21 protein-coding genes are annotated in these 22294 nt (G+C 38.7%); 8 read left to right on the forward strand and 13 right to left on the reverse strand.

Annotated features, from left to right (window positions below):
* Window positions 1-324 precede the first annotated feature (324 nt).
* The 3 genes from H4K35_RS00995 to H4K35_RS01005 are packed head-to-tail and all read left to right on the forward strand — an operon-like array spanning window position 325 to window position 4018.
* Entirely contained in the window at window positions 325-2088 is a 1764-nt protein-coding gene (locus H4K35_RS00995) for a 1-deoxy-D-xylulose-5-phosphate synthase (protein ID WP_182625522.1), read from the forward strand.
* Complete coding sequence (locus tag H4K35_RS01000; RefSeq protein WP_182625523.1) at window positions 2085-3302, forward strand: DUF3078 domain-containing protein; 1218 nt, start codon at window positions 2085-2087, stop codon at window positions 3300-3302. The genes H4K35_RS00995 and H4K35_RS01000 overlap by 4 nt, the downstream gene beginning before the upstream one ends.
* Window positions 3303-3319: 17 nt before the next feature.
* Window positions 3320-4018, forward strand: coding sequence for a porin family protein (locus H4K35_RS01005; protein ID WP_182625524.1), 699 nt, complete (start codon window positions 3320-3322; stop codon window positions 4016-4018).
* A 25-nt stretch (window positions 4019-4043) separates the two neighbouring features.
* Here H4K35_RS01005 and H4K35_RS01010 read toward each other — a convergent pair whose 3' ends face one another.
* The 6 genes from H4K35_RS01010 to H4K35_RS01035 form a co-directional block, all read right to left on the reverse strand.
* The gene (locus H4K35_RS01010) at window positions 4044-4655 is read right to left on the reverse strand and encodes a hypothetical protein (protein ID WP_182625525.1); all 612 of its coding nucleotides are present in this window, start codon (window positions 4653-4655) and stop codon (window positions 4044-4046) included.
* Window positions 4656-4720: 65 nt separating this feature from the next.
* A complete protein-coding gene (gene rpoN / locus H4K35_RS01015; protein ID WP_182625526.1) occupies window positions 4721-6175 on the reverse strand; it encodes an RNA polymerase factor sigma-54 in 1455 nt (484 codons plus the stop codon).
* A 111-nt stretch (window positions 6176-6286) separates the two neighbouring features.
* Window positions 6287-7720 (reverse strand): asparagine--tRNA ligase, encoded by a 1434-nt coding sequence (asnS, locus tag H4K35_RS01020; RefSeq protein WP_182625527.1) that lies wholly within the window; start codon window positions 7718-7720, stop codon window positions 6287-6289.
* Window positions 7721-7954: 234 nt separating this feature from the next.
* On the reverse strand, window positions 7955-8518 hold the full coding sequence (gene frr, locus H4K35_RS01025; RefSeq protein WP_182625528.1) for a ribosome recycling factor: 564 nt from the start codon (window positions 8516-8518) through the stop codon (window positions 7955-7957).
* An 8-nt stretch (window positions 8519-8526) separates the two neighbouring features.
* A complete protein-coding gene (gene pyrH / locus H4K35_RS01030) occupies window positions 8527-9246 on the reverse strand; it encodes a UMP kinase (protein WP_182625529.1) in 720 nt (239 codons plus the stop codon).
* 46 nt (window positions 9247-9292) lie between these two features.
* Window positions 9293-10087, reverse strand: coding sequence for a patatin-like phospholipase family protein (locus H4K35_RS01035; protein WP_182625530.1), 795 nt, complete (start codon window positions 10085-10087; stop codon window positions 9293-9295).
* A 70-nt stretch (window positions 10088-10157) separates the two neighbouring features.
* Here H4K35_RS01035 and H4K35_RS01040 point away from each other — a divergent pair, with 70 nt between their 5' ends.
* Complete coding sequence (locus H4K35_RS01040) at window positions 10158-10760, forward strand: thioredoxin family protein (protein WP_182625531.1); 603 nt, start codon at window positions 10158-10160, stop codon at window positions 10758-10760.
* Window positions 10761-10776: 16 nt separating this feature from the next.
* Here H4K35_RS01040 and H4K35_RS01045 read toward each other — a convergent pair whose 3' ends face one another.
* Complete coding sequence (locus tag H4K35_RS01045) at window positions 10777-11400, reverse strand: YiiX/YebB-like N1pC/P60 family cysteine hydrolase (protein WP_182625532.1); 624 nt, start codon at window positions 11398-11400, stop codon at window positions 10777-10779.
* A gap of 184 nt (window positions 11401-11584) precedes the next feature.
* On the opposite strand from H4K35_RS01045, the gene H4K35_RS01050 reads away from it, so the two are divergent.
* Window positions 11585-13090 carry an aldehyde dehydrogenase family protein gene (locus tag H4K35_RS01050; protein WP_182625533.1) on the forward strand — a complete coding sequence of 502 codons (1506 nt, stop codon included), beginning with the start codon at window positions 11585-11587 and terminating at the stop codon, window positions 13088-13090.
* Window positions 13091-13102: 12 nt separating this feature from the next.
* On the forward strand, window positions 13103-13483 hold the full coding sequence (locus H4K35_RS01055) for a DUF779 domain-containing protein (RefSeq protein WP_182625534.1): 381 nt from the start codon (window positions 13103-13105) through the stop codon (window positions 13481-13483).
* Here H4K35_RS01055 and H4K35_RS01060 read toward each other — a convergent pair.
* The 5 genes from H4K35_RS01060 to H4K35_RS01080 form a co-directional block, all read right to left on the reverse strand.
* The gene (locus H4K35_RS01060; protein ID WP_182625535.1) at window positions 13472-13633 is read right to left on the reverse strand and encodes a hypothetical protein; all 162 of its coding nucleotides are present in this window, start codon (window positions 13631-13633) and stop codon (window positions 13472-13474) included. The genes H4K35_RS01055 and H4K35_RS01060 overlap by 12 nt on opposite strands.
* Window positions 13634-14164: 531 nt before the next feature.
* Window positions 14165-14899: a tRNA pseudouridine(55) synthase TruB gene (gene truB, locus H4K35_RS01065; protein ID WP_182625536.1), complete on the reverse strand. Its 735-nt coding sequence runs from the start codon at window positions 14897-14899 to the stop codon at window positions 14165-14167.
* 2 nt (window positions 14900-14901) lie between these two features.
* Entirely contained in the window at window positions 14902-15711 is an 810-nt protein-coding gene (locus tag H4K35_RS01070) for an undecaprenyl-diphosphate phosphatase (protein WP_182625537.1), read from the reverse strand.
* A gap of 12 nt (window positions 15712-15723) precedes the next feature.
* Window positions 15724-15969 (reverse strand): DUF3098 domain-containing protein, encoded by a 246-nt coding sequence (locus H4K35_RS01075; protein ID WP_182625538.1) that lies wholly within the window; start codon window positions 15967-15969, stop codon window positions 15724-15726.
* A 2-nt stretch (window positions 15970-15971) separates the two neighbouring features.
* Complete coding sequence (locus H4K35_RS01080) at window positions 15972-16853, reverse strand: ABC transporter permease (protein ID WP_182625539.1); 882 nt, start codon at window positions 16851-16853, stop codon at window positions 15972-15974.
* Between the two features lie 659 nt (window positions 16854-17512).
* On the opposite strand from H4K35_RS01080, the gene leuS reads away from it, so the two are divergent.
* On the forward strand, window positions 17513-20326 hold the full coding sequence (gene leuS, locus H4K35_RS01085) for a leucine--tRNA ligase (RefSeq protein WP_182625540.1): 2814 nt from the start codon (window positions 17513-17515) through the stop codon (window positions 20324-20326).
* A gap of 64 nt (window positions 20327-20390) precedes the next feature.
* Here the strand turns inward: leuS and H4K35_RS01090 are convergent, their stop codons facing one another.
* Window positions 20391-20726, reverse strand: coding sequence for an SPOR domain-containing protein (locus H4K35_RS01090; protein ID WP_255492327.1), 336 nt, complete (start codon window positions 20724-20726; stop codon window positions 20391-20393).
* A gap of 263 nt (window positions 20727-20989) precedes the next feature.
* Here H4K35_RS01090 and H4K35_RS01095 point away from each other — a divergent pair, with 263 nt between their 5' ends.
* Window positions 20990-22270 carry a c-type cytochrome gene (locus tag H4K35_RS01095; RefSeq protein ID WP_182625542.1) on the forward strand — a complete coding sequence of 427 codons (1281 nt, stop codon included), beginning with the start codon at window positions 20990-20992 and terminating at the stop codon, window positions 22268-22270.
* Window positions 22271-22294: the final 24 nt, after the last annotated feature.

Here is a 22294-nt window from a genome sequence, read left to right on the forward strand (position 1 = left end):
GTTAAGTGAAAAACAGTTGTACTTATTTTATATCGTAAAAAAAACACTATATCTAGGGAGTTCTATAGATGAAAAATTAACTAGCTTACATCAAGAGAAAAGACGTTTTTTGGGCAACAAGGTTTTGTTTATAAATAGTGCATCCAGGTTGTTTATGGAACAAATATTTTGCATGCTGGATGATAAAGAGGAGCGAAGTATTTTTTACTAGATCACATCCTTAGGTCTATTGATAGAAAAATTCGGTCTTGATTCAAGGGAAACAGCTAATACTAAAAACAAAGTTGTAATTTTGTTTTTCACAAAAGAATAGTAATAGGGCTTATGTTATTAGAACAAATCAAAGATCCTTCAGACCTGAGGAAACTGAGTATCGCTCAGTTGGAAGACTTAGCGGTTGAAATTCGACGATTTATTATTGATGTTGTAGCCACCAAAGAAGGACATTTAGGTGCGAGTTTGGGCGTTGTTGAATTGACAATTGCCTTGCACTACGTTTTTGATACCCCGAATGATTTATTGGTTTGGGATGTTGGACATCAAGCCTACGGACACAAATTGCTCACAGGGCGTCAGGGCGTGTTTCACACCAACCGACAAAAAGGGGGCATTAGTGGGTTTCCGCACAGAGAAGAAAGTCAATATGACGTTTTTGGCGTCGGGCATTCGTCTACGTCTATTTCTGCTGTTTTGGGAATGGCGATTGCCTCTAAACTAAAAGGGGAGCCTGAGAAACAACATATTGCGGTGATTGGCGATGCCTCTATTGCGGCAGGTATGGCCTTCGAAGGGTTGAATCACGCAGGAGTCAGTGATGCTAATATGTTGGTTGTGCTAAATGATAACGCCATAGGAATTGACCCCAGTGTTGGAGCGTTAAAAGATTATTTAACTTCCGTAAAAGAAGGGCGAAACCACAAGCGAAACAACATGATTAAATCCTTGCATTTTGACTATAGAGGTCCCGTAGATGGACACGATTTAAAACTGTTAATCAAGGAGTTGACTAAGTTGAAAAAGCACAGGGGGCCCAAGTTTTTACACGTAATTACTACCAAAGGTAAAGGGTTAAAACAAGCGGAGGAGAATCAAGTAAAATACCACGCACCAGGTAAGTTTGACAGTGCAACAGGGGAATTGATCATCAAACAAGAAAAGGAATATCCCGCTAAATACCAAGATGTCTTTGGGCATACCTTGGTTGAATTAGCTGAACAAAACCCTCTCATTGTAGGGATTACACCTGCTATGCCAACGGGAAGTTCCATGAAATATATGATGGATGCTTTTCCTGATCGCGCCTTGGACGTGGGAATTGCCGAACAACATGCAGTTACCTTAGCGGCAGGTATGGCAACGCAGGGACTCATTCCCTATTGTGCCATTTATTCTACTTTTTTACAGCGCGCATACGATCAGTTAATTCACGATGTGGCTTTGCAAAAACTACCCGTTGTCTTTTGTCTCGATCGCGCAGGTTTAGTCGGAGAGGATGGAGCTACTCATCAAGGTGTATTTGATCTAGCCTATTTGAATTGCATTCCCAATATGGTGATTGCCGCTCCGTTGGACGAGGTCGAGTTGAGGCAGTTGTTGTACACCGTACAATTGGGAATTGATACACCTTGGGCCATTCGCTATCCTAGAGGAAAAGGAGTAAAGCAGTCCGATTGGCGCGTGGGTTTTGAAAAACTTAACGTATCAATAACTAAAAACTTAAGAAAAGGCGATAAATTTGCCATAATTTCAACAGGAGTAATAGGAAATAATGTCATACAAGCCTTTGAACAATGTGAAACCAACGCTTGGACACACGAACATTTTTTGTTTGTTAAACCGTTGAATGAGCAGCGATTGCACGAAATATGTAAAAGTCATGTGCAAGTGGTGACCATTGAAGATGGCACAGTTAAAGGTGGTTTTGGAAGTAGTATAGCCCAATTTGTATCCCAGCATTACCCTGAGCTCTTAGTTGAGAATTTAGGTGTTCCCGATGTGTTTATCGAACACGGTACTGTATTGGAACAGCAGCAAATTTGTGGTATAGATGTAGATTCAATTGTAAAATTAATTAGAGATAAGTTTTGAATAATTTAGGAAAGATTGCTTTTTTTTCTATCGTTATAGGGTTGTACACCGGGACTAGTTTTGCACAAGTAGGCTCAACTACTGTTGAACTGCCAAAGGCACAATCCGATACCCTGGTCGCTCAGGATACGATAAAAGTACAAGAAAATCCGTTTAACCCTTTGATGAATTTTTTACCGCGTAAAAACTACGCAGAAGAAGATTTGTTATTGAGTTATATGAATCTTGGCAGTAGAGAAGACTTGGCTTTTTTTAAACCCGAAGTTTTCGTTGAACGCAGTAAGCCCAAGTACAGTGCTATAAAAACGAAGTTTAATCCGCAAATCGAACTGTCTGCTATTCCGGTAAACAATGAAATCATTGGATATTGGGAGAAGACAAATAAAGTGGGATTGGATTTTAACCAAATTGCCTTTGTCAATTGGAGTGCTGGAGGGGATAATTCCATTGCGGGCTTGCTAAAAGGAGATTTTAGCAGAAAGTATATCAAAGGACGTATGATCTGGGATAATACGTTAAACGTGCGCTATGGGGTAAATAAGCAGTCCGATCGGGAGTTGCGCAAATCGGATGATGTCCTAGAGCTCAACTCTACCTTTGGATATAAATCCTCAGCCGCCTCGGATTGGTACTATGTGTCCAAGCTAAATTTTAGAACGCAATTTACTGATGGATTTAACTATCCCAATACAGATAATCCGGTCTCTCGCTGGTTAGCACCTGCTTACCTCTTTGTCGGGGTCGGGGGAGAGTATATGGATTCCAAAACCGGAATTAAATACTATATTTCACCACTGACGTATAAAGCAACATTCGTCAATGATCAAACCTTGGCAGATCAAGGTGCATTTGGTGTCGATCCCGCAATCAAAGACGAGGATGGCAACATACTAAGGCATGGAAAGCGCTCCAAAGCTGAGGTGGGTCTATTGGTGAGTACAGAATGGAAAAAAGAAGTGTTTAACAATATATTTATTGATACAAAATTGACGTTATACAGTGATTATATCGATCAATTTGGCAATATTGATGTCATGTGGGATTTGAAACTGGATATGAAGGTCAATAACTTTGTTCGCGCCAATGTAGGGATTAACTTAATCTATGACGACAACGTAAAAAACAAAGTGGAACGCGGTGGAGTACAGGTGATTGAAGGACCTAAAATCCAATTTAAACAAACCTTAGGAGTAGGCTTAGTCTATTCGTTTTAATTTTATAAATTAGCGCTATGAAGCATCTTTATTTCCTTTGTTTTTTCTGTTTGATCAGTTCTTTTTCTTTTGCACAACAAGTGGAAGTAGATGAAGTAACCCGTAAACAGGATAGCATAGCAGCACTAGATTTTAAGTATAGAGAAGATCAGTTTTACTTTGGAATTTCTCACAATCTAATGCAGGGAAAACCCAAAGGTTATGCTTCTAGTACTGTTTCACTTGGGGTTGATTTTGGTTTTTTGAGAGATTTTCCCCTCAATAAAAGCCGAACGATCGCCCTTGCACCGGGTGTTGGATTTTCGTATCAGAATTTGCGCAATAACTTTGGTCTAACAGCAGACGGAGCCTATACCGTAGTAGACAATCAAAAGCGAAATAGTCTGTCGCTGCATATGCTAGATTTTCCCCTTGAATTGCGTTGGCGAAATTCAACCCCTGCTAGCCATAAGTTTTGGCGTGCCTATGTAGGAGTTAAAGCCAGCTATGTTATGGGGAGTCGATTGAAAACATCTACAGATGAATACTCGGTAACCTTACGCGGCGATGACAACATCAACAAATGGCTGTTTGGTATGTATGTAGGTGCTGGGTTTAATACTTGGAATTTTTACGCCTATTACGGGTTAAATACCATCTACAAAGACGCTCCAATTAAAAACGATCCTGAGAAGTTACGCCTGTTTAAAGTCGGCGTTATCTTTTATATTTTATAAGGAAAGAGCTTTCAAGCTCTTTTTTTTATGGCCGTAAAAGCACCCAACAAGCCAGTTGAGGCAGTAGGCCAATCAACCCACCAACAATCACCTCATAGGAGGTATGTGCACGCAAATACAAGCGGGCACTCGCCGTTAATCCCGTGATGAGAATACAACTAATCAACAAAATTAAAGCTGGGGTTTTTTGGTGAATGAGCAAAAGCGTGAAGAACGTTAAGCCTCCTGTGAGCATAGCCGTGTGTACGCTGAATTTTTGCCTAAAGATTGCGCCTAGTAACAAAAGGGAGTAGGTGACGATTAACCCCCAAAAATACAGCTTTAACTCATAGGCACTATTGTTGTATAATACCAGTGTTTTAAGGACGTAAAGCAAAGCAATATTGATGGCAAATGGAAAAATGCGCTCTTTGGTATCACTGACCATTACACTGGATTTGAGTACGCGCAAAGAACGCATCAAATAGTAGATAGAGATGGGAATAAAAAAAGTAACGATAGCCACTTGACTTAGGATAATGGATAGTTCTATCGGAGTAAAATAGTAGTACTCGATAATAAAATACAACCCAACCGTCTGTAAAGGCAATACTATGGGATGAAAAAGATAGGAAACAAGTTGAGCTAATTTTTTCATAATTGCCGACCATTTTTAGCGGTATCGTTTGTTTTTCAGTCTTTTTTAATCTGATTTTCCGTTTTTTAAATTCTCTTTCTCATACGCGCAACGGGAATATCCAGTTGTTCGCGGTATTTTGCAATCGTTCGCCTTGCAATGGGATAGCCTTTTTCTTTGAGTAATTCAGCTAATTTATCATCAGGATATGGTTTTTTCTTGTCCTCTTCTGAGATAATCGTTTCCAATATTTTTTTGATTTCAATGGTTGATACTTCTTCTCCTTGGTCGTTCATCATTGCTTCAGAGAAGAAGTTTTTGATCAATTTCGTTCCATAGGGAGTTTCGACGTATTTGCTGTTGGCAACACGAGAAATAGTAGAAATATCTAGGCCAACTAAATCGGCGATATCTTTGAGAATCATCGGTTTTAGTTTAGTTTCATCTCCAGTTAAAAAATATTCTTCTTGGTAGTGTACAATGGCGCTCATTGTCACATATAACGTTTCTTGACGCTGTTTGATGGCGTCGATAAACCACTTAGCCCCATCTAACTTTTGCTTGATGAATTGTACGGCGTCTTTTTGAGAAGCACTGGCTTGTGTTGAGTCTTTATAGGTCTGCAACATCTCTTGGTAATCACGAGAAATGTGAAGTTCAGGCGCATTTCGATTGTTTAAGGTCAATTCAATTTCGCCATCGACAATTTTGATTGTAAAATCGGGAATGACCTGTTCGATATATCGATTGGTACCAGTATAGGCCCCCCCGGGTTTGGGGTTGAGTTTTTCAATTTCGTCAATCGCTTTGCGCAATTGATCTTTGGTAATATTGTAGCGCGACAACAACTTGTCGTAATGTTTTTTGGTAAAGGCATCGAATTGATTTTCAATGATATCTTTGGCTACTGTAATGGCGTCGGTTGGAGTTTTGTGTTTGAGTTGCAACAATAAACACTCTTGTAGGTTACGTGCACCCACTCCGATCGGTTCTAATTCGTGTACAAGAGCTAGGATCTGTTCTACCGTTTCTGTATCGGTATAAACACCTTGAGTAAACGCAAGATCATCAACGATGTCTTGAACCTCTCTGCGGAGATAGCCCATTTCATCAACACTGCCCACTAAAAATTCTGCAATGATGCGCGCCTCTTCCGAAAGGATAAAGGTGTTTAATTGATTGATGAGGTTTTGGTGAAATGATTCTGTTGCAATAATTGGGGCTTCATAGTCCTCATCATCCGAACTGTAGTTGTTCGCCTGTAATTTATAATCGGGAATTTCATCATCGCTCAAGTAGTCATCAATATTGATGTCTTCTGCGTCGATGCGCTCGCTGTCAAAATCGTCGAACTCATTGTCCAAGCTATCAAACTCATCAGTTGAATCTTCTTTACCTGTTTCTAAAGCGGGATTTTCAATTAACTCCTCTTTCAACCGTTGTTCAAAGGCTAAAGTAGGTAATTGAATCAGCTTCATCAACTGGATTTGTTGAGGAGATAGTTTTTGGGATAGTTTAAGTTGTAAACTTTGTTTTAGCATGCTAAATAAAATTAACGAAATAAAAATGTTTACTTTTAATCATTGTTCTTCCTAATTTACAGAAAAAAAACGATAAAAGTAAACATTTAAAGGGTTTCTTTTTATGAATAATTAAAACGCTGCATTTTGAGGCGTTCTAGGGAAAGGAATCACGTCTCTGATGTTTGTCATTCCAGTAACGAATAGCACTAAACGCTCGAATCCTAGTCCAAATCCACTGTGTGGAGCTGTACCGAATTTACGCGTGTCTAGGTACCACCATAGTTCCTCTTTATCAATGCCCATTTTCTCAATTTTGTCCAATAAAACCTCATAGCGTTCCTCGCGTTCTGAACCACCTACAATTTCTCCAATTCCAGGGAATAAGATATCCATAGCGCGAACCGTTTTACCATCTTCATTCATACGCATGTAGAAGGCTTTGATATCTGCAGGATAATCAAATAAGATTACCGGACATTTGAAGTGTTTTTCAACTAAATAACGCTCGTGCTCACTTTGTAAATCAGCACCCCATTCTTCAATGATATAGTTGAACTTCTTGTTTTTATTCGGTTTAGACGCTTTTAAAATATCAATAGCTTCTGTATAACTAACGCGCTTGAAATTGTTTTCTGTGATAAAGCGAAGTTTTTCAAGCAAAGCCATTTCACTGCGTTCTGCTTGTGGTTTATTCTTTTCTTCCTCTAGTAAACGAGTTTGTAAAAAGGCTAAATCATCCGGACATTTTTCTAGGGTGTAGTTGATTACATACTTGATGAAATCTTCTGCTAGATCCATGTTGTCCGCCAATTTGTTGAAGGCAACTTCAGGTTCAATCATCCAGAATTCAGCTAAGTGACGCGAAGTATTTGAGTTTTCTGCGCGGAAAGTAGGTCCGAAGGTATAAACCGAACCAAGTGCCATGGCATAGGTCTCTGCTTCTAGCTGTCCTGAAACCGTTAGATTCGTCGCCTTTCCAAAGAAGTCTTCAGAAAAATCAACGCTTCCATCCTCTTTTTTTGGCAGCTTATTTAAATTGAAATTTGTTACTTTAAACATTTCTCCAGCACCTTCTGCATCCGAACCCGTGATGATCGGCGCATTGAAGTAGAAGAAACCATTGTCTTGGAAATACTTGTGTACCGCGTACGATAACGTACTTCTTACACGCATAATCGCACCAAAAATATTCGTTCTAATTCGCAAATGCGCATTTTCACGTAAAAACTCTAAAGAGTGTTTTTTCGGCTGAATTGGGTATTCCTCTGGATTCGATTCACCATAAACTTTTAAGTTTTCAACTTGGATTTCTACATTTTGCCCAGCTCCTCTACTTTCAATTAAGGTACCTCTTACAGAAATAGCTGCTCCTGTGTGAATCTTTTTTAATAACTCAGCAGGAAACTTATCTAAGTCAACAACACATTGAATGTTATTGATTGTCGATCCGTCATTTAAAGCAATAAATTGGTTGTTTCTAAATGTTTTTACCCAGCCTTTCGCTTTTACTTCATGCAAAAGTGCCTTTCCGGTAAGCAGATCGATAATTTTGGTGTGTTTCATTTTTGATTATATTTTTATTACCTAGTAGATCAAATCTTTGAATTGAAATACGAACAAATGTACTAAAAAAACAATAGATATTGATGTAAATAAACGGGTTATTCATCAAAGATTACACACCAAAACTAGCTTTTTATATGGTTTTGAATTGGCGTTCATTTGAAAAGTAGAAGAAGTAGCTTAAAATATCAGAAAAGTATATAAATTAAAAAAGCCCGCATCAGCGGGCTTTCTTTATACTTTAAGAATTTCTTCTTCTTTTCTCACTAAGATTTCATCAATCTTTTTCACAAAAGCATCTGTTAACTTTTGTACTTGCTCTTCAGCTTCTTTACAAACGTCTTCAGAAACACCATTTTTTTCTTCTTTTTTGATATCGTTGTTAGCGTCTTTACGCGCATTTCGAATACCAATTTTGGCATCTTCTGTTTCTGCTTTAGCCTGTTTTACTAATTCTTTACGTCTTTCTTCTGTTAACGCAGGAATATTGATGATAATGTTTTCTCCATTATTCATTGGATTCAACCCAAGATTGGCAATCATAATTGCTTTTTCAATTGGTTGTAACATGCTTTTCTCCCATGGAGTAACAGTTAACGTACGTGCATCGGGAACGTTTACACTCGCTACTTGAGAAAGTGGCGTTTGAGAACCGTAGTAGTCCACAAAAACACTACCAAGCATTTGCGGTGATGCTTTTCCTGCACGAATATTTAATAACGATTTTTCTAAGTGAGCAATAGAACCGTCCATTGCCTCTTTTGCACTCGCAATAATTAAATCGATTTCTTCTGTCATAACGTTTATTAATTAAGGTTTACGGAAACAGTAGTTCCTACTGTATCATCTCCTTTGCAAACTTTTAGTAAATTATTTTCTTTATTCATGTCGAATACCACAATAGGTAATTCGTTTTCTCTACTCAAGGTAAATGCTGTGGTGTCCATGACATTCAATCCTTTAGTTAGTACGTCGCTAAAAGTGATTTTTTCAAATTTAACTGCTGTAGGATCTTTTTCTGGATCTGCATTGTACACGCCGTCAACACGTGTTCCTTTTAAAATAACATCGGCATTGATTTCAACGCCGCGCAATACAGCCGCTGTATCAGTTGTGAAGTAAGGGTTTCCTGTTCCTGCACCAAAAATAACAATACGTCCTTTTTCTAAGTGACGAACCGCTCTTCGCTTGATGTAAGGCTCAGCTACTGCTTCGATTTTTAAGGCTGTTTGCAAACGAGTAAGCATGCCCGCATCTTCTAATGCGCCTTGAAGTGCCATACCGTTGATGATGGTAGCAAGCATCCCCATATAATCGCCTTGAACGCGATCCATACCCACACTTGCACCAGCTACTCCTCTAAAAATATTACCACCACCAATAACAATAGCTATTTCAACACCCAAATCATGTACTTTTTTTACTTCAGCTGCGTACTCAGCTAATCTCTTAGGGTCAATGCCATATTGATTCTCTCCCATTAAAGCTTCTCCACTTAATTTAAGCAGAATTCTTTTATATTTCATGGATATGATATTTTTAAAGTTTTGCAAATATAAAGATTATATACTACTATAAAATAGCTTTTGCGAATTTATCCTGATGAATTTTAAAGGTTCTCGCTGCCGCTTGGTATCCCAACTCAAATATTTCATCCATCCGCTGCTTATTGCGCTCAAAGGTTGAATATTGTGTAATGTGATGGGATTCAATTAACCAATCGCATAAAGCTGATTGGGTTCGATTGTGATTAGCAGCCATTAAATCATAGGCGCGAATCGCAACCGAGCGCAGTGAATTGAGGTTTTTCTTCTCCAGCTGTTCGATCGGACATACATTGCTCCCGATTAAAAAGTCGCAGTCCTTTCGAATTAAATCTGTCGCAAAATTATTGAGGATCCCACCATCACTGAACAATTGATCGTCAATCGTATGAGGAGAAAATATAGCAGGAAACGCACTGGAAGCCAGTATAGCGTCGATTACTCGGGTAGTAGGACTAAACACGTGGACTTCCCCTTTGGCAATATCAGTGGTATTCACCAATACTTTGATCGGCAAGTCATCGAGGGTACGGTTTTCGAACACGGAAAACAAATACTTTTCAAATGCATTCGAATCAATAAGTCCCGCTTTCTTAAACGTGAAAAAATGCCAATTTAAAATATTGACCGACTTGAAAAAATCCAAAATTTCACGTGGAGTCAAGCCCATTGCATACAAGCAGGCTACAATTGAACCTGCGCTTGTTCCTGCCAAGATTTTAGGTTGAATTTCTTGTTCTACTAAAAAGGAAAGAACACCTGCATGTGCAATCCCCTTATAGCCACCTCCAGACAAAGCCAAACCTATTTTAGGTGTGATCATAAATAAAAGTATTGAAAGATTTGTGTTTAAAAGATTAACTTTGAATTCAAACTAATAAAATTACACAAAAATGAACAAAGTCGACCAAAATGTATTGAATAATAGTTTTACGTATGATGCATTTCGTTCCTATGTAACAGAGGCTTTGCAAAATAATCCGGAGAAACTCCAACTAACAGCTGATTATTTGCCTTATGCTGAATTAAATGAAGCGCGCTTGCATCGCTTGGACAAAACCCTAAACGTAGAGCCTGAAGTGGCAGAAGTTATGGAAAATCTTAACAAGGAGTACATCTGGTTAGTGATTTCTGAGAGTTGGTGCGGGGATGCTGCTCAATCGGTACCTATGTTGAATAAAATGGCTGCTATTACCGATAAAGTGGATTTGCGCATTGTGTTTCGCGATCAAAATTTAGATCTGATGGATCAATACCTTACCAATGGAGGAAGAGCGATTCCCAAGTTGCTAATTGTCAATAAAGAAAGTAGAGAAGTACTTGGTGATTGGGGACCTCGCCCTGCTGATGCGGTACAGTTGGTCAACGACTACAAAGCAGAACACGGCAAGTTTGACGAAGATGGAATCATTGCGTTAAACAAATGGTATACAAAAAATAAAGGTCAACAAGTGCAACAAGAAGTGGCTGCGCTGATGACCGATATTGATCAATAAAGTAATAATACAATCACTATTGTACGATAGGTCCGACAATAGTGATGTTTTTGGACAAAGACATCCCTGCAGGATTGCATCCTAATGCACCTTCAGGGATGACTTGACCTAATTTCTCAAAGTAATCCGCCCAAACGGGGAAAGTTTCTCCTGTATATTTTGAACGATACGTCATCGGATAAAGGTGAAAGAACTCTTTGTTTTTATTCGCCGATTTAAAGGCGTCGTACAGCAATTCTGAACAATAGTATTTGCCGTTGGCATAGAGGTAATTGTCGTCATAGGGAGTGCCAATTTGTTGTAAGGCAAAGGCCTTCGCTTGGGGAATTAACTTCTCATATCGCGCTAATAGCCTTCCCAAATACATCGTTTCTGGTGTTTTGGCTAAAAATTCATTCAATGGGGTGAGGCAAACTTCTGGCCAAGTGGCTTCAATCACTTGAAGGGATCCTTCGTGCTCAACGACCATTCCAATGTGGTTAAAATTTAATCCTTCGTGTCCAAAGGTCACTTCGTTAATCGCATCACATAGAGGACCACATTTTAGGTTTTGAAAGATTAAATCTCCTTCTTTAAACGTCGTTTTTTGGGCGTAGCTCATGGTGCAAAGCAACCCAAGTAAAGCAATTATTTTTCTCATATTCATTTGTCGTTTGTACAAAAATAGAACTATCCCCCTAGATAAACAATCGAAGAGGCCAAGGTTTAGTCGAGGAAAAAGCCTTTTTTTTGAATTGTTAAAGTTTATAAAATGATTCGATCTCAACTAGTGACGAACTGTAATTAATTGTATATTAGGTGGATTAACCATAAAAATATACTATATGTCACAACATTTTCCATTTCCAGCATTCAAAGAAAAATATGGAAACTATATTGGAGGTGCATTCGTACCACCTGTTAAGGGGAGATACCTCGACTCTATTACTCCAATCAACGGAACGGTATTTGCGCAGGCGGCTCACTCTACGGAGGAAGATTTGATTTTGGCTATTGACGCAGCAGATAAGGCTTTTGAAACGTGGAGCAAAACTTCTGCAACAGAACGCAGTAATATCTTGTTTCGCATTGCCGATCGCATGGAGCAAAACTTGGAGTATATCGCAAAAGTGGAAACCATTGACAACGGAAAGGCTTTACGCGAAACACTAAATGCCGATATTCCATTGGCAATTGATCACTTCCGTTATTTTGCTGGTGTGATCCGCGCTGAAGAAGGATCTGTAGTTGAATTAGACGAGCACACGGTTTCGATGATTGTACACGAACCCCTAGGCGTTGTCGCTCAAATTATTCCTTGGAACTTTCCGATTTTAATGGCGGTGTGGAAACTAGCTCCTGCTTTGGCAGCTGGAAACTGTGTGGTGCTTAAGCCTGCAGAAAATACTCCAATTTCTATTTTGGTCTTACTGGAGTTAATTGGTGATTTATTGCCTGCTGGTGTAGTGAATATCGTCAATGGATCTGGTGCTGAACTAGGACAAAAATTAGTTGCTAATCCAAAAATTAGCAAAGCAGCTTTTACTGGTTCTACTGCTACGGGTCGTTTGGTGATGCAGTATGCAACTGAAAATATCATTCCAGTAACTTTAGAATTAGGAGGGAAATCGCCTAACGTATTTTTTGAGTCTGTCATGGATCACGATGATGAATACCTAGATAAAGCAATTGAAGGGGCTGTATTATTTGCGTTTAACCAAGGGGAAGTGTGTACATGTCCTTCGCGTTTGTTGATCCAAGAAAGTATTTACGACAAGTTTATCGCTCGTGTTATTGAACGCGTAAAATCAATTAAAGTCGGAAATCCATTGGATCCTACCACTATGATGGGGGCACAAGCATCAAAAATGCAATACGACAAAATTAGTTCCTACCTTAAACTTGGAAAAGAAGAAGGCGCTGAAGTATTAGTAGGAGGGGATGTCAATCACCTAGGGGGTGATTTAGAGCAAGGATATTATATCCAACCTACCTTGCTAAAAGGACACAATAAAATGCGCGTATTCCAAGAAGAAATTTTCGGACCTGTATTGGCTGTTACAACCTTTAAAGATGAAAAAGAAGCCATTGAAATAGCTAATGATACGCTATACGGATTAGGTGCGGGTGTGTGGACACGTGATGCACATCAGTTGTACCAAATTCCACGCGCTATTAAAGCCGGACGCGTTTGGGTAAACAATTACCACAATTATCCTGCGGGTGCTCCTTTTGGAGGCTACAAACAATCTGGTATTGGACGTGAAAATCACAAAATGATGCTCGGCCACTACCGTCAAACTAAAAATATGTTGATCTCGTACAACAAGAAAAAAATGGGATTCTTCTAAAATATATAAGAGATGTCGAAAATTAGCCGCATTGATGTTACGGAAAAAGCCAAGGCTTTGATTGAAGAACTGCATGCAGAACACGGAGATTTGATGTTTTATCAATCTGGAGGATGCTGTGAAGGCACACAACCCATGTGTTTTGTCAAAGGAGGTTTCCCTTTAAGGCTTCGCGATGTGAAAATTGGAGCGGTTTGTGGTTTTGACTTTTGGGTAGATCGCGATTTATTTGAGTATTGGAAACACACTCATTTTACATTAGACGTAGCCGATGGTTTCGGAACGGGCGGTTTTTCCTTGGAAATTCCCAAACAAAAAACATTTCAAATACAGTATCGTATGTTTACACCTGAAGAGTTGAATCAACTTGAGGAGGTAATTTTAAATGAATAATTGCTTTAATACGATGAATGTGAGGAGGCTATACGAAAGTATAGCCTCTTGTTGTTTTAGTCTAGGTCGATTACTTTTTAGTCGTATAATCATCTGTTGTGTTGTTCCTTTTCCTTTTTCCTGATCGCGCGGATTTGCAATCAGTGGCATCGGACAAAGAGTTTTGTTTCTTGCAGTACAACGGAAAAGGATTGGGTTTTGTTTGGGTCTTGTTCGAGTCATGTTCGAGTCAGCTTCGGTAAATGGGGGTTAAACCCCCGTAAATACGAAGGTTTGTCGAAGAAGACTCGAACAAGAGTAAAAGCAAACCAAATAAACGACTGAATAACAGTTGTTTGTATTGTTTGTTGACGGAAAAACAAACCCATTTGTGCTTTTGCTTTCCAAATAGTGGAAAAACGCGGAAGATATTCAGGTTAATTTCGTCTGATGTTGGTTTGTCGTGTATTCGTGCAGCTTGTGAATAGCAAAGAACGATTGTAAAAGAATAGTAACCAGTAAACCAGGTAAATTAGGGCAGATATTAAAAGAGGAATTTTAGGTGGCCTACGTGGGAAGGTAGGTGCAGTAGGTGCAAATGCGCGTCATCAGAGTTTTATACAATACATAAGAGGGTGTCCTTTTGGGACACCCTCCTTGTTATTTTAGTTTTGGTCGATTATTTTTTAGTCGTATAATCATCTATTGAGGGAGTTGTTCCTTCTCCCTTTTCCCATCTCCACTTTCTATTACACGGTCTTCAAATTCCTCTATACTCAATGCGTTTTTCACGTCATATTCCCCTATTTTAGTACGACGCAAGGCTGTTAGATGCCCTCCACTGTTCAATTTTTCTCCAAAGTCAAATGCAATAGAGCGGATATAGGTACCCTTTGAACAAGCGATTCTAAAGTCGATCTCAGGTAATGCCACACGCGTCAGTTCAAAGTCAGAAATACTAATTGGACGGCTGCTAATTTCTACTTCTTCTCCTTTGCGAGCGTGTTCGTACAATCGCTTGCCATCTTTTTTAAGGGCGGAGAAAATAGGGGGGCGTTGTAGGGTTGTACCCAGAAAACTCCCGCGGGTTTGTTCGATCATCTCCTCCGTAATATGCGCGATTGGAAAGGTTTGATTGATTTCAGTTTCCAAATCATAGGATGGTGTAGTGGCACCCAGCTGAATTGTACCGGTATATTCTTTTTCTTGTCCTTGTAATTCCGTAATGGTTTTAGTGGCTTTTCCCGTGCAAATCAACAATAATCCTGTTGCCAAGGGATCTAAAGTTCCGGCGTGACCGACTTTTATTTTTTTTAGCCCGTATTCTTTTTTCAATAGCCATTTAATTTTGTTAACGGCTTGAAACGAAGACCAATGTAAAGGTTTGTCAATGAGTAAGACTTGACCTTCTTGAAATGCTTCTGCTGAAAATTGCATGTTTATTTTTTTAAGTATCCGAAGTAAACTAGTAGGATTATCCCAGCGATGATGCGGTAATATCCCCAAGGTTTAAATCCGTATTTTTTGATAATTCCAATAAAAAATTTAATGGCAACAATAGAGACAATAAACGCTAAAACGTTGCCTAAAAGGAATAATTTTAAGTTGTCGCTGTTTTCGAAAAGTAGTTCGTACCCCATTTTTCCTGATTCGTATTTTTTTAATACGATCGAATACACGGTTACAGCTGCCATGGTAGGCACGGCTAAAAAGAAAGAGAATTCTGCCGCTACCTGACGAGATAACCCTTGTTGCATCCCTCCAATGATAGATGCTGCAGAGCGGCTTGTTCCTGGCATCATAGCTAAACACTGCCAGAATCCAATGCTTACCGCTTGTTTTACGGTAATGTCTTCTTCGCGTATTGTTTTTGGGTTTTTGAAGAATTTATCTATGAAAATAAGAACAAATCCCCCGACAATTAACATGATAGCAATGTAGATGGTTTCTCCAAGTACAGCGTCTATTTTTTCGTCTAATATTTTCCCTAATACTAAGGCGGGAAGGACGGCGAGCACTAATTTTTTATAGAACGAAATACGAGTGAAATCAAAAAACTTACGCCAGTAAAGTACTACAACAGCTAAGATTGCTCCAAATTGAATGGCGGTTTGGAAGAGTTTGACGAAATCGTCATCCTGAATCCCGTAATACGAGCTCAAGAAAATCATGTGGGCTGTAGATGAAACTGGTAAATATTCCGTAAGTCCTTCTACTATAGCTAGAAGGATGGCTTGTATTAAATCCATAAAATTAGTTTGTTATGATTGCTTTTTATCTTTTTTAAAAATGGAATAGATGGCTACACCAATACCGATAAAAAACACAGCCGGTGCAAGGTGAATTCTTCTGAAGCTGTAGATGGCTTCATTGAATTTTGTTGGGTCATCATTCGAAGCACCTCCCATAAGGATGAAACTCAGGGCTATAATGGCGAAGCTCGCCAATAGCAACGTGTAGTTTTGTTTGGAAAACAAAAAGCCAGAAGGGTTGTTGTCTTTTTTCATATTTAATAAAGTTCGTCTGATTTAAGGTTTAAGAATCGCTGTGTAGCGAAAAATGTACTAATTGTTGTGATGATAATTCCCGCTAAAATTAAGCCCAGTCCCACGATGACCAAAGGCATATAGTTTGTCGTAGGCGAAAGCTCTAAATCTGGGAATTTTTGATCGAGATAAAACGTTAAGGCCACCAGAGCAATAACGGCTAAAATGGATCCAATAAGCCCCAAACGCATGCTGTGCCAAATGAATGGACGACGAATAAAGGTCTTAGTCGCACCTACCATTTGCATAGTCTTGATCGTAAAACGACTGGAGAAAATTAATAAGCGCAGGGAACTGTTGATTAACAACATAGAAATAATGGTTAGCACTCCTGCAATGAGCAGTACCCAGTTGGTAATTCGCTTGATGTTTTCATTAACAAGTTCAACGAGCTGTTTATCGTAGGTTATTTCAGCTATATTCGGTGTTTTGAGTAGTTCAGCTTCAATTTTTGCCAAGCTGTCGGTTACAACATAATCTCCATTAATATAGATGTCATACGAGTTTTGAAGAGGGTTATATCCTAAGAATTCAAGGAAATCCTCTCCTAAATCTTCTTTTTGTGTCTCGGCCGCTTCTGCTTTAGAAACAAATTTGAAAGACTTTACATAAGGTGCTTCGCCTAGTTTTTTTGAAAATAAATCAAACTCTTTTTGGGTGGCATTGTCACTAAAAAAAAGATTGATCGGAATATTTTCGCGAAAATTATTCGAAATTCTCTCTGAATTAATGACAAATAAGCTCAAGGCTCCCAATAAGGAGAGAACCAAGAATATACTTAGTATCACAGAAAAATAAGACGAAATTAGTTTTCGCTTTTGGTATTTTTCATACGTTGACGTCATAGTGCAATTTTTAAAGCTGTAAAATTAAAAAACAAAAGTGTTTTTAAAAGATAATAACGATTAAACTTTTCTAATTGATATAAATATAGTTTATTTCTTTGTATTTTGTATGAGATCGGACAAAGAATACGCATTTGTTCGTTCAATTCTTATTTTATACTGCTACATTGGTATAGTTCTTCGATTCTTTTGGGTATACAGGTGTTAGATGTATCAAAAATTGAGCCTTAGATGTTGAAAATCAATTAATAAATGGGATGAAACAAACGGAAAAACGCAGGTTTATACTACATACCTTATTTTCTTCTTTATTTTTAGGGGGAATGTGCTACTTCTTCTTTTAAGAAAGGGAGATTGATAGTCATTGAAGAAGGTTGCTTACGCGAAGGAAAAAAAAGGAACTTAGCAGTGTTTTTCGCTAGCCGATTGGATCAGGTCGGCGTGCAACCAACAAGGTCTATTCCCAGTGAGGAGGCCTTGGATTATGTGCTTAAAGAACTGATCGGAAAAAGTGTGAAACCCAAAGAGTAGTCGTTTTATTGGTAGGAAGTGAATTAAAGTTTTCACTTTGTTATAAATATAGTTTATTTTTGCGTCAAGATGGCGTTTTTTTTCGAGCTCCTCGAAGAAGAACTGGTGTAATAAATGATATTTGTACTATGAAATACAATCCAAGCGAAATCGAAGCAAAATGGCAAAAGTTTTGGAAAGAAAATCAAACTTTTAAAACCTCAAATCAATCCGATAAACCTAAGTATTATGTCCTAGACATGTTTCCTTATCCTTCTGGAGCAGGACTGCATGTAGGTCATCCTCTAGGGTATATTGCCTCGGATATTTTTGCACGATATAAAAGACACAAAGGATTTAATGTATTACATCCTCAAGGATACGATAGTTTTGGATTACCTGCAGAGCAATATGCAATTCAAACGGGTCAACATCCTGCAATTACAACAGAAGTAAATATTGCGCGTTACAGAGAACAATTGGATCAAATTGGTTTCTCTTTTGACTGGTCTCGTGAGATTCGCACGTCAAATGCAGATTACTATAAACACACCCAGTGGATTTTCATTCAGTTGTTTAATTCCTGGTATAATAAGGAGTCAGATAAAGCGGAGTCGATTGCTACTTTGATTGCTTTATTTGAACAAAGTGGAAATGCGACGGTTAATGCTGTGTGTGATGAGTCGATTGTGGCTTTCACTGCACAGGAGTGGGCTTCTTTTTCTCCAGAAGAAAAAGAGCACCTCTTATTGGGGTACCGTTTGACGTATTTAGCAGAGACAGAAGTAAACTGGTGTCCAGCTTTGGGAACTGTTTTGGCGAATGACGAAATTAAAGACGGTTTGTCAGAGCGTGGAGGTCATCCAGTGGTGCGCAAGAAAATGAAGCAGTGGAGTATGCGTATCTCAGCTTATGCAGAACGCTTACTAGAAGGACTAAATACAATTGATTGGACAGAGAGCTTGAAAGAGAGCCAACGCAACTGGATTGGAAAATCGGAAGGTGCAGCTGTGGTGTTCAACGTAAAAGATTCAGCGGAAACGATCGAAGTATTTACCACGCGCCCTGATACAATTTTTGGTGTTAGTTTTATGACTTTGGCACCGGAGCACGATTTAGTGAGAAAAATTACAACGCCAGAAAAAAGTGGTGCAGTAGAAGCGTATATCGATGCAACTTCAAAGCGAAGTGAGCGCGAGCGTATGGCGGATGTGAAAAAGATTTCAGGTGTATTTACCGGAGCATATGCTGAACATCCATTTACCAAAGAGCCAATTGAAATTTGGATTGGCGACTATGTGTTGGCTGGTTATGGAACGGGTGCTGTGATGGCAGTTCCTGCTGGTGATACCCGTGACTATGCGTTTGCCAAGCACTTTGGTATTGAAATTAAAAATATTTTTAATCAAGATATTAGCGAAGAGGCTTTTTCAGAAAAAGAGGGATTTGTTTTAGAAAATTCAGATTTCTTGAATGGATTAGCTTATAAAGAAGCTTCGGCTAAGGCCATTGAAGCTATCGAAGCTTTAGGGCAAGGAAAAGGGAAAACAAATTACCGCTTGCGCGATGCTGTGTTTTCTCGTCAACGCTATTGGGGGGAACCATTTCCCGTGTATTATGTCAATGGTTTGCCGAAGATGATTGACAAGGCGTATTTGCCTATTCTATTGCCAGAAGTTGAAAAGTACTTGCCAACCGAAGACGGTCAACCTCCTTTGGGGAATGCGCATACTTGGGCTTGGGACACAGTAAATAACAAAGTGGTTTCCAATGATTTAATTGATGAAGTTACTGTATTTGGATTAGAGCTAAATACAATGCCTGGATGGGCTGGTTCTTCTTGGTATTGGATGCGTTATATGGATCCTACAAATGAAGAGGCTATCGCTTCAAAACAAGCCTTGGAATACTGGCAAAACGTCGATTTATATATAGGAGGAAGTGAGCACGCAACAGGTCATTTATTGTATAGCCGCTTTTGGAATAAATTCTTAAAAGACATTGGCGTGGCACCGACAGAGGAACCTTTTGCTAAACTGATCAATCAAGGGATGATTTTGGGTACTTCAGCTTTTGTATATCGCGTGGAAGGAACGAATACGTTCATTTCAAAAGATATGATTAAAGATGAAAAAGTACAGCAATTATACGCTTATGTTGGGTTAGTAAATAACTCGTCTGAATTGGATATGGAAGGGTTCAAGGCGTGGAGACCTGACTATGCAGAAGCAACTTTTATTTGCAATGCGAACGGAAAATACATCGTTGGACACGAAGTAGAGAAAATGTCTAAGTCATATTTCAACGTAGTAAATCCAGATGATATTTGCCAGGAGTATGGAGCAGATACGCTTCGTTTATACGAGATGTTCTTAGGTCCATTGGAGCAGGCAAAGCCATGGAATACTGCAGGTATTTCGGGAGTATTTGGTTTCTTGAAAAAACTGTGGAGATTGTATGCGGATGATACTGCTGTGGTGGTAGTGGATAAAGAACCAACAAAAGAGATGTACAAGTCTTTGCACAAAACGATCAAAAAGGTAGAAGAGGATATTGAAGGTTTTTCTTTTAATACTTCGGTTTCTCAATTTATGATTTGTGTAAATGAGTTAGGACAGCAAAAATGTCACCACCGTGCCATCTTAGAGCCTTTGGCGATTTTGGTTGCACCATATGCGCCACATATTGCAGAAGAACTATGGAGTATGCTCGGACACAAAGAGACGATTGCTGATCAACCGTTTCCTGAGTTTGTTGCAAGTTACTTAGTAGAAGATGCAAAAGAATACCCAGTTTCATTCAATGGGAAAATGCGTTTTAAAATTGAATTGCCTTTGGATTTAAGTGTTGAAGAAATTGAGAAATTAATTTTAGCAGACGAAAGAACCCAAGCGCAATTACAAGGACGCGAACCGAAAAAGTTAATTGTGGTGCCAGGAAAAATTATCAACATCGTGGGGTAAACAACCTGGAGCAAAGGAGTATAAAAAAAATCCCGTTGTAGTCATACAACGGGATTTTTTAGTTTTATTTTCCTGGACGTAAGAGCAAGGCGCTATCGAAATCTTTTTTGATGGATTTGAGGTAGCGTTCTGCTTCTAAACGCGTTTTGAAATTTCCTGCCAAAACTTTATATGAGGGATTGGAATAAATGACAGTTGCCTCCATGTCTGGATACATTCTTTTGAAGCGATTTAGGGCTTCTTTTGCTTGCTGGTTTTTACCGTAAAAAATCTGAATATTGTATTTATCCGTATTCAAGGTAGAGCTTGTTGTAGCTCTTTTGGCATCAACGAGCTTTTTTATGGCTAAAGACTCTTGAATCGCACTGTTTTTCTCTTGAGCATAACTTATTGTATGCATAAAAAACAAGCAAAAAAGGACTGGAAATATTCTTAAATTTCTCATAATGAAATGTATTTGAAGCAAATTTACAATTATTCTTGAAAATTGCGTGAGATCGCTTTATTTAGAACGCGTATAAATTAAAGATTAAGGTCGTTAAAGGTTTTAAGAGTTATCCATAAATTGTATTTTTGTCGGAGTTTGTAAATAAGGTGTATTGAATAATAGTTGATTATCACTGTTATTAAAAACCAAGTTTAGTTGAAAATCAATTTATAACTATGAAAAAAGTGGGTAACCATAATTCGTTTTCAAAGATTTTATTCTTTTGTTTAGCATTAATGCTATCGTTTTCTACAATTTCGTTTGCTCAAGATGTAGCAAAGGGTAAGGAATTGTTTAATTCTAACTGTGCGGCATGTCACAAGTTAGACGGGGCTTCTACTGGACCTGCACTTCGTGGAGTTGTTGAACGTCACGACGGAGATGTAGAATGGCTACACAAGTGGATCAAAAGTAGTTCGTCTTTGATTAAATCTGGCGACGCTCGTGCAGTAAAACTGTTCAATGAGTGGAACAAAGTTGTGATGAACGACTTCCCAGGTTTATCTGACCAAGATGTAGATGATATCTTGGCGTATGTATCTGAACCAAAAGCTGAGGCTCCGGCTGCTGCTGCAACTGCAGGTGGTGCTCAAGGACAAGGTGGTGGAGATGCGGTTTCTAATATGATTGTATTAGGTGCACTAGTAGTGGTGTTGTTATTATTGGTAACGATGCTTTTCCTTGTTAAGAAAGTACTGAATAAAGTTGTTGAGGCTAACGGATTAACTGAAGAGGTTCGTCAAACTGTTCCGTTGTGGAAAGCGTTTGTGAAAAATCAATTCTTGGTGATTTGTTCTACAATTGTATTTGTTCTAATTGGTTCGTATTTCGCTTATGGCTTTATGATGCAAATTGGAGTAGATAAAGGGTATGAACCAGTTCAACCTATCCACTTCTCACACAAAATTCACGCGGGAGACAATGGTATTGATTGTAAATACTGTCACTCTTCTGCAAGATCAAGTAAAACTTCTGGAATTCCTTCGTTAAACGTTTGTATGAACTGTCATAAAAACATCAGTGAATTCACTGGAGATGAAGGTGCAGATTACGGTAAATACACGCCAGAATTTTACACTGCTGAAATTCAAAAGTTATATGACGCTGTAGGATGGGATCCTGCGACTCAAAAATATACTGGTAAAGAGAAGCCTGTTAAATGGGTTCGTATTCATAATTTACCTGATTTCGTTTACTATAACCACTCACAACACGTAAATGTTGCTGGTTTAGAATGTCAAACTTGTCACGGACCTGTGGAGGAAATGGAAATCATGAGGCAACACTCTCCATTGACAATGGGATGGTGTATTGACTGTCACAGAACAACGGATGTTAAGTTGAAGGATAATGCGTACTACGCTAAAATCCACGAAGAACTTGCTAACAAATACGGTGTTGAGAAATTGACAGTTGCTCAAATGGGTGGACTTGAGTGTGGTAAATGTCACTATTAAGAATTATTTAAGAATAAGAAGCTA

The sequence above is a fragment of the Myroides sp. NP-2 genome, assembly GCF_014145665.1.
Lineage (GTDB): Bacteria > Bacteroidota > Bacteroidia > Flavobacteriales > Flavobacteriaceae > Flavobacterium.

What these genes read in the sequence shown, in the direction of transcription:
- H4K35_RS00995 (WP_182625522.1), top strand. Translation starts at nt 325, where the DNA reads ATGTTATTAGAACAAATCAAAGATCCTTCAGACCTGAGGAAACTGAGT.
- H4K35_RS01005 (WP_182625524.1), top strand. Translation starts at nt 3,320, where the DNA reads ATGAAGCATCTTTATTTCCTTTGTTTTTTCTGTTTGATCAGTTCTTTT.
- H4K35_RS01010 (WP_182625525.1), bottom strand. Translation starts at nt 4,655, where the DNA reads ATGAAAAAATTAGCTCAACTTGTTTCCTATCTTTTTCATCCCATAGTA.
- rpoN (WP_182625526.1), bottom strand. Translation starts at nt 6,175, where the DNA reads ATGCTAAAACAAAGTTTACAACTTAAACTATCCCAAAAACTATCTCCT.
- asnS (WP_182625527.1), bottom strand. Translation starts at nt 7,720, where the DNA reads ATGAAACACACCAAAATTATCGATCTGCTTACCGGAAAGGCACTTTTG.
- frr (WP_182625528.1), bottom strand. Translation starts at nt 8,518, where the DNA reads ATGACAGAAGAAATCGATTTAATTATTGCGAGTGCAAAAGAGGCAATG.
- pyrH (WP_182625529.1), bottom strand. Translation starts at nt 9,246, where the DNA reads ATGAAATATAAAAGAATTCTGCTTAAATTAAGTGGAGAAGCTTTAATG.
- H4K35_RS01035 (WP_182625530.1), bottom strand. Translation starts at nt 10,087, where the DNA reads ATGATCACACCTAAAATAGGTTTGGCTTTGTCTGGAGGTGGCTATAAG.
- H4K35_RS01040 (WP_182625531.1), top strand. Translation starts at nt 10,158, where the DNA reads ATGAACAAAGTCGACCAAAATGTATTGAATAATAGTTTTACGTATGAT.
- H4K35_RS01045 (WP_182625532.1), bottom strand. Translation starts at nt 11,400, where the DNA reads ATGAGAAAAATAATTGCTTTACTTGGGTTGCTTTGCACCATGAGCTAC.
- H4K35_RS01050 (WP_182625533.1), top strand. Translation starts at nt 11,585, where the DNA reads ATGTCACAACATTTTCCATTTCCAGCATTCAAAGAAAAATATGGAAAC.
- H4K35_RS01055 (WP_182625534.1), top strand. Translation starts at nt 13,103, where the DNA reads ATGTCGAAAATTAGCCGCATTGATGTTACGGAAAAAGCCAAGGCTTTG.
- H4K35_RS01060 (WP_182625535.1), bottom strand. Translation starts at nt 13,633, where the DNA reads ATGCCACTGATTGCAAATCCGCGCGATCAGGAAAAAGGAAAAGGAACA.
- truB (WP_182625536.1), bottom strand. Translation starts at nt 14,899, where the DNA reads ATGCAATTTTCAGCAGAAGCATTTCAAGAAGGTCAAGTCTTACTCATT.
- H4K35_RS01070 (WP_182625537.1), bottom strand. Translation starts at nt 15,711, where the DNA reads ATGGATTTAATACAAGCCATCCTTCTAGCTATAGTAGAAGGACTTACG.
- H4K35_RS01075 (WP_182625538.1), bottom strand. Translation starts at nt 15,969, where the DNA reads ATGAAAAAAGACAACAACCCTTCTGGCTTTTTGTTTTCCAAACAAAAC.
- H4K35_RS01080 (WP_182625539.1), bottom strand. Translation starts at nt 16,853, where the DNA reads ATGACGTCAACGTATGAAAAATACCAAAAGCGAAAACTAATTTCGTCT.
- leuS (WP_182625540.1), top strand. Translation starts at nt 17,513, where the DNA reads ATGAAATACAATCCAAGCGAAATCGAAGCAAAATGGCAAAAGTTTTGG.
- H4K35_RS01090 (WP_255492327.1), bottom strand. Translation starts at nt 20,726, where the DNA reads ATGCATACAATAAGTTATGCTCAAGAGAAAAACAGTGCGATTCAAGAG.
- H4K35_RS01095 (WP_182625542.1), top strand. Translation starts at nt 20,990, where the DNA reads ATGAAAAAAGTGGGTAACCATAATTCGTTTTCAAAGATTTTATTCTTT.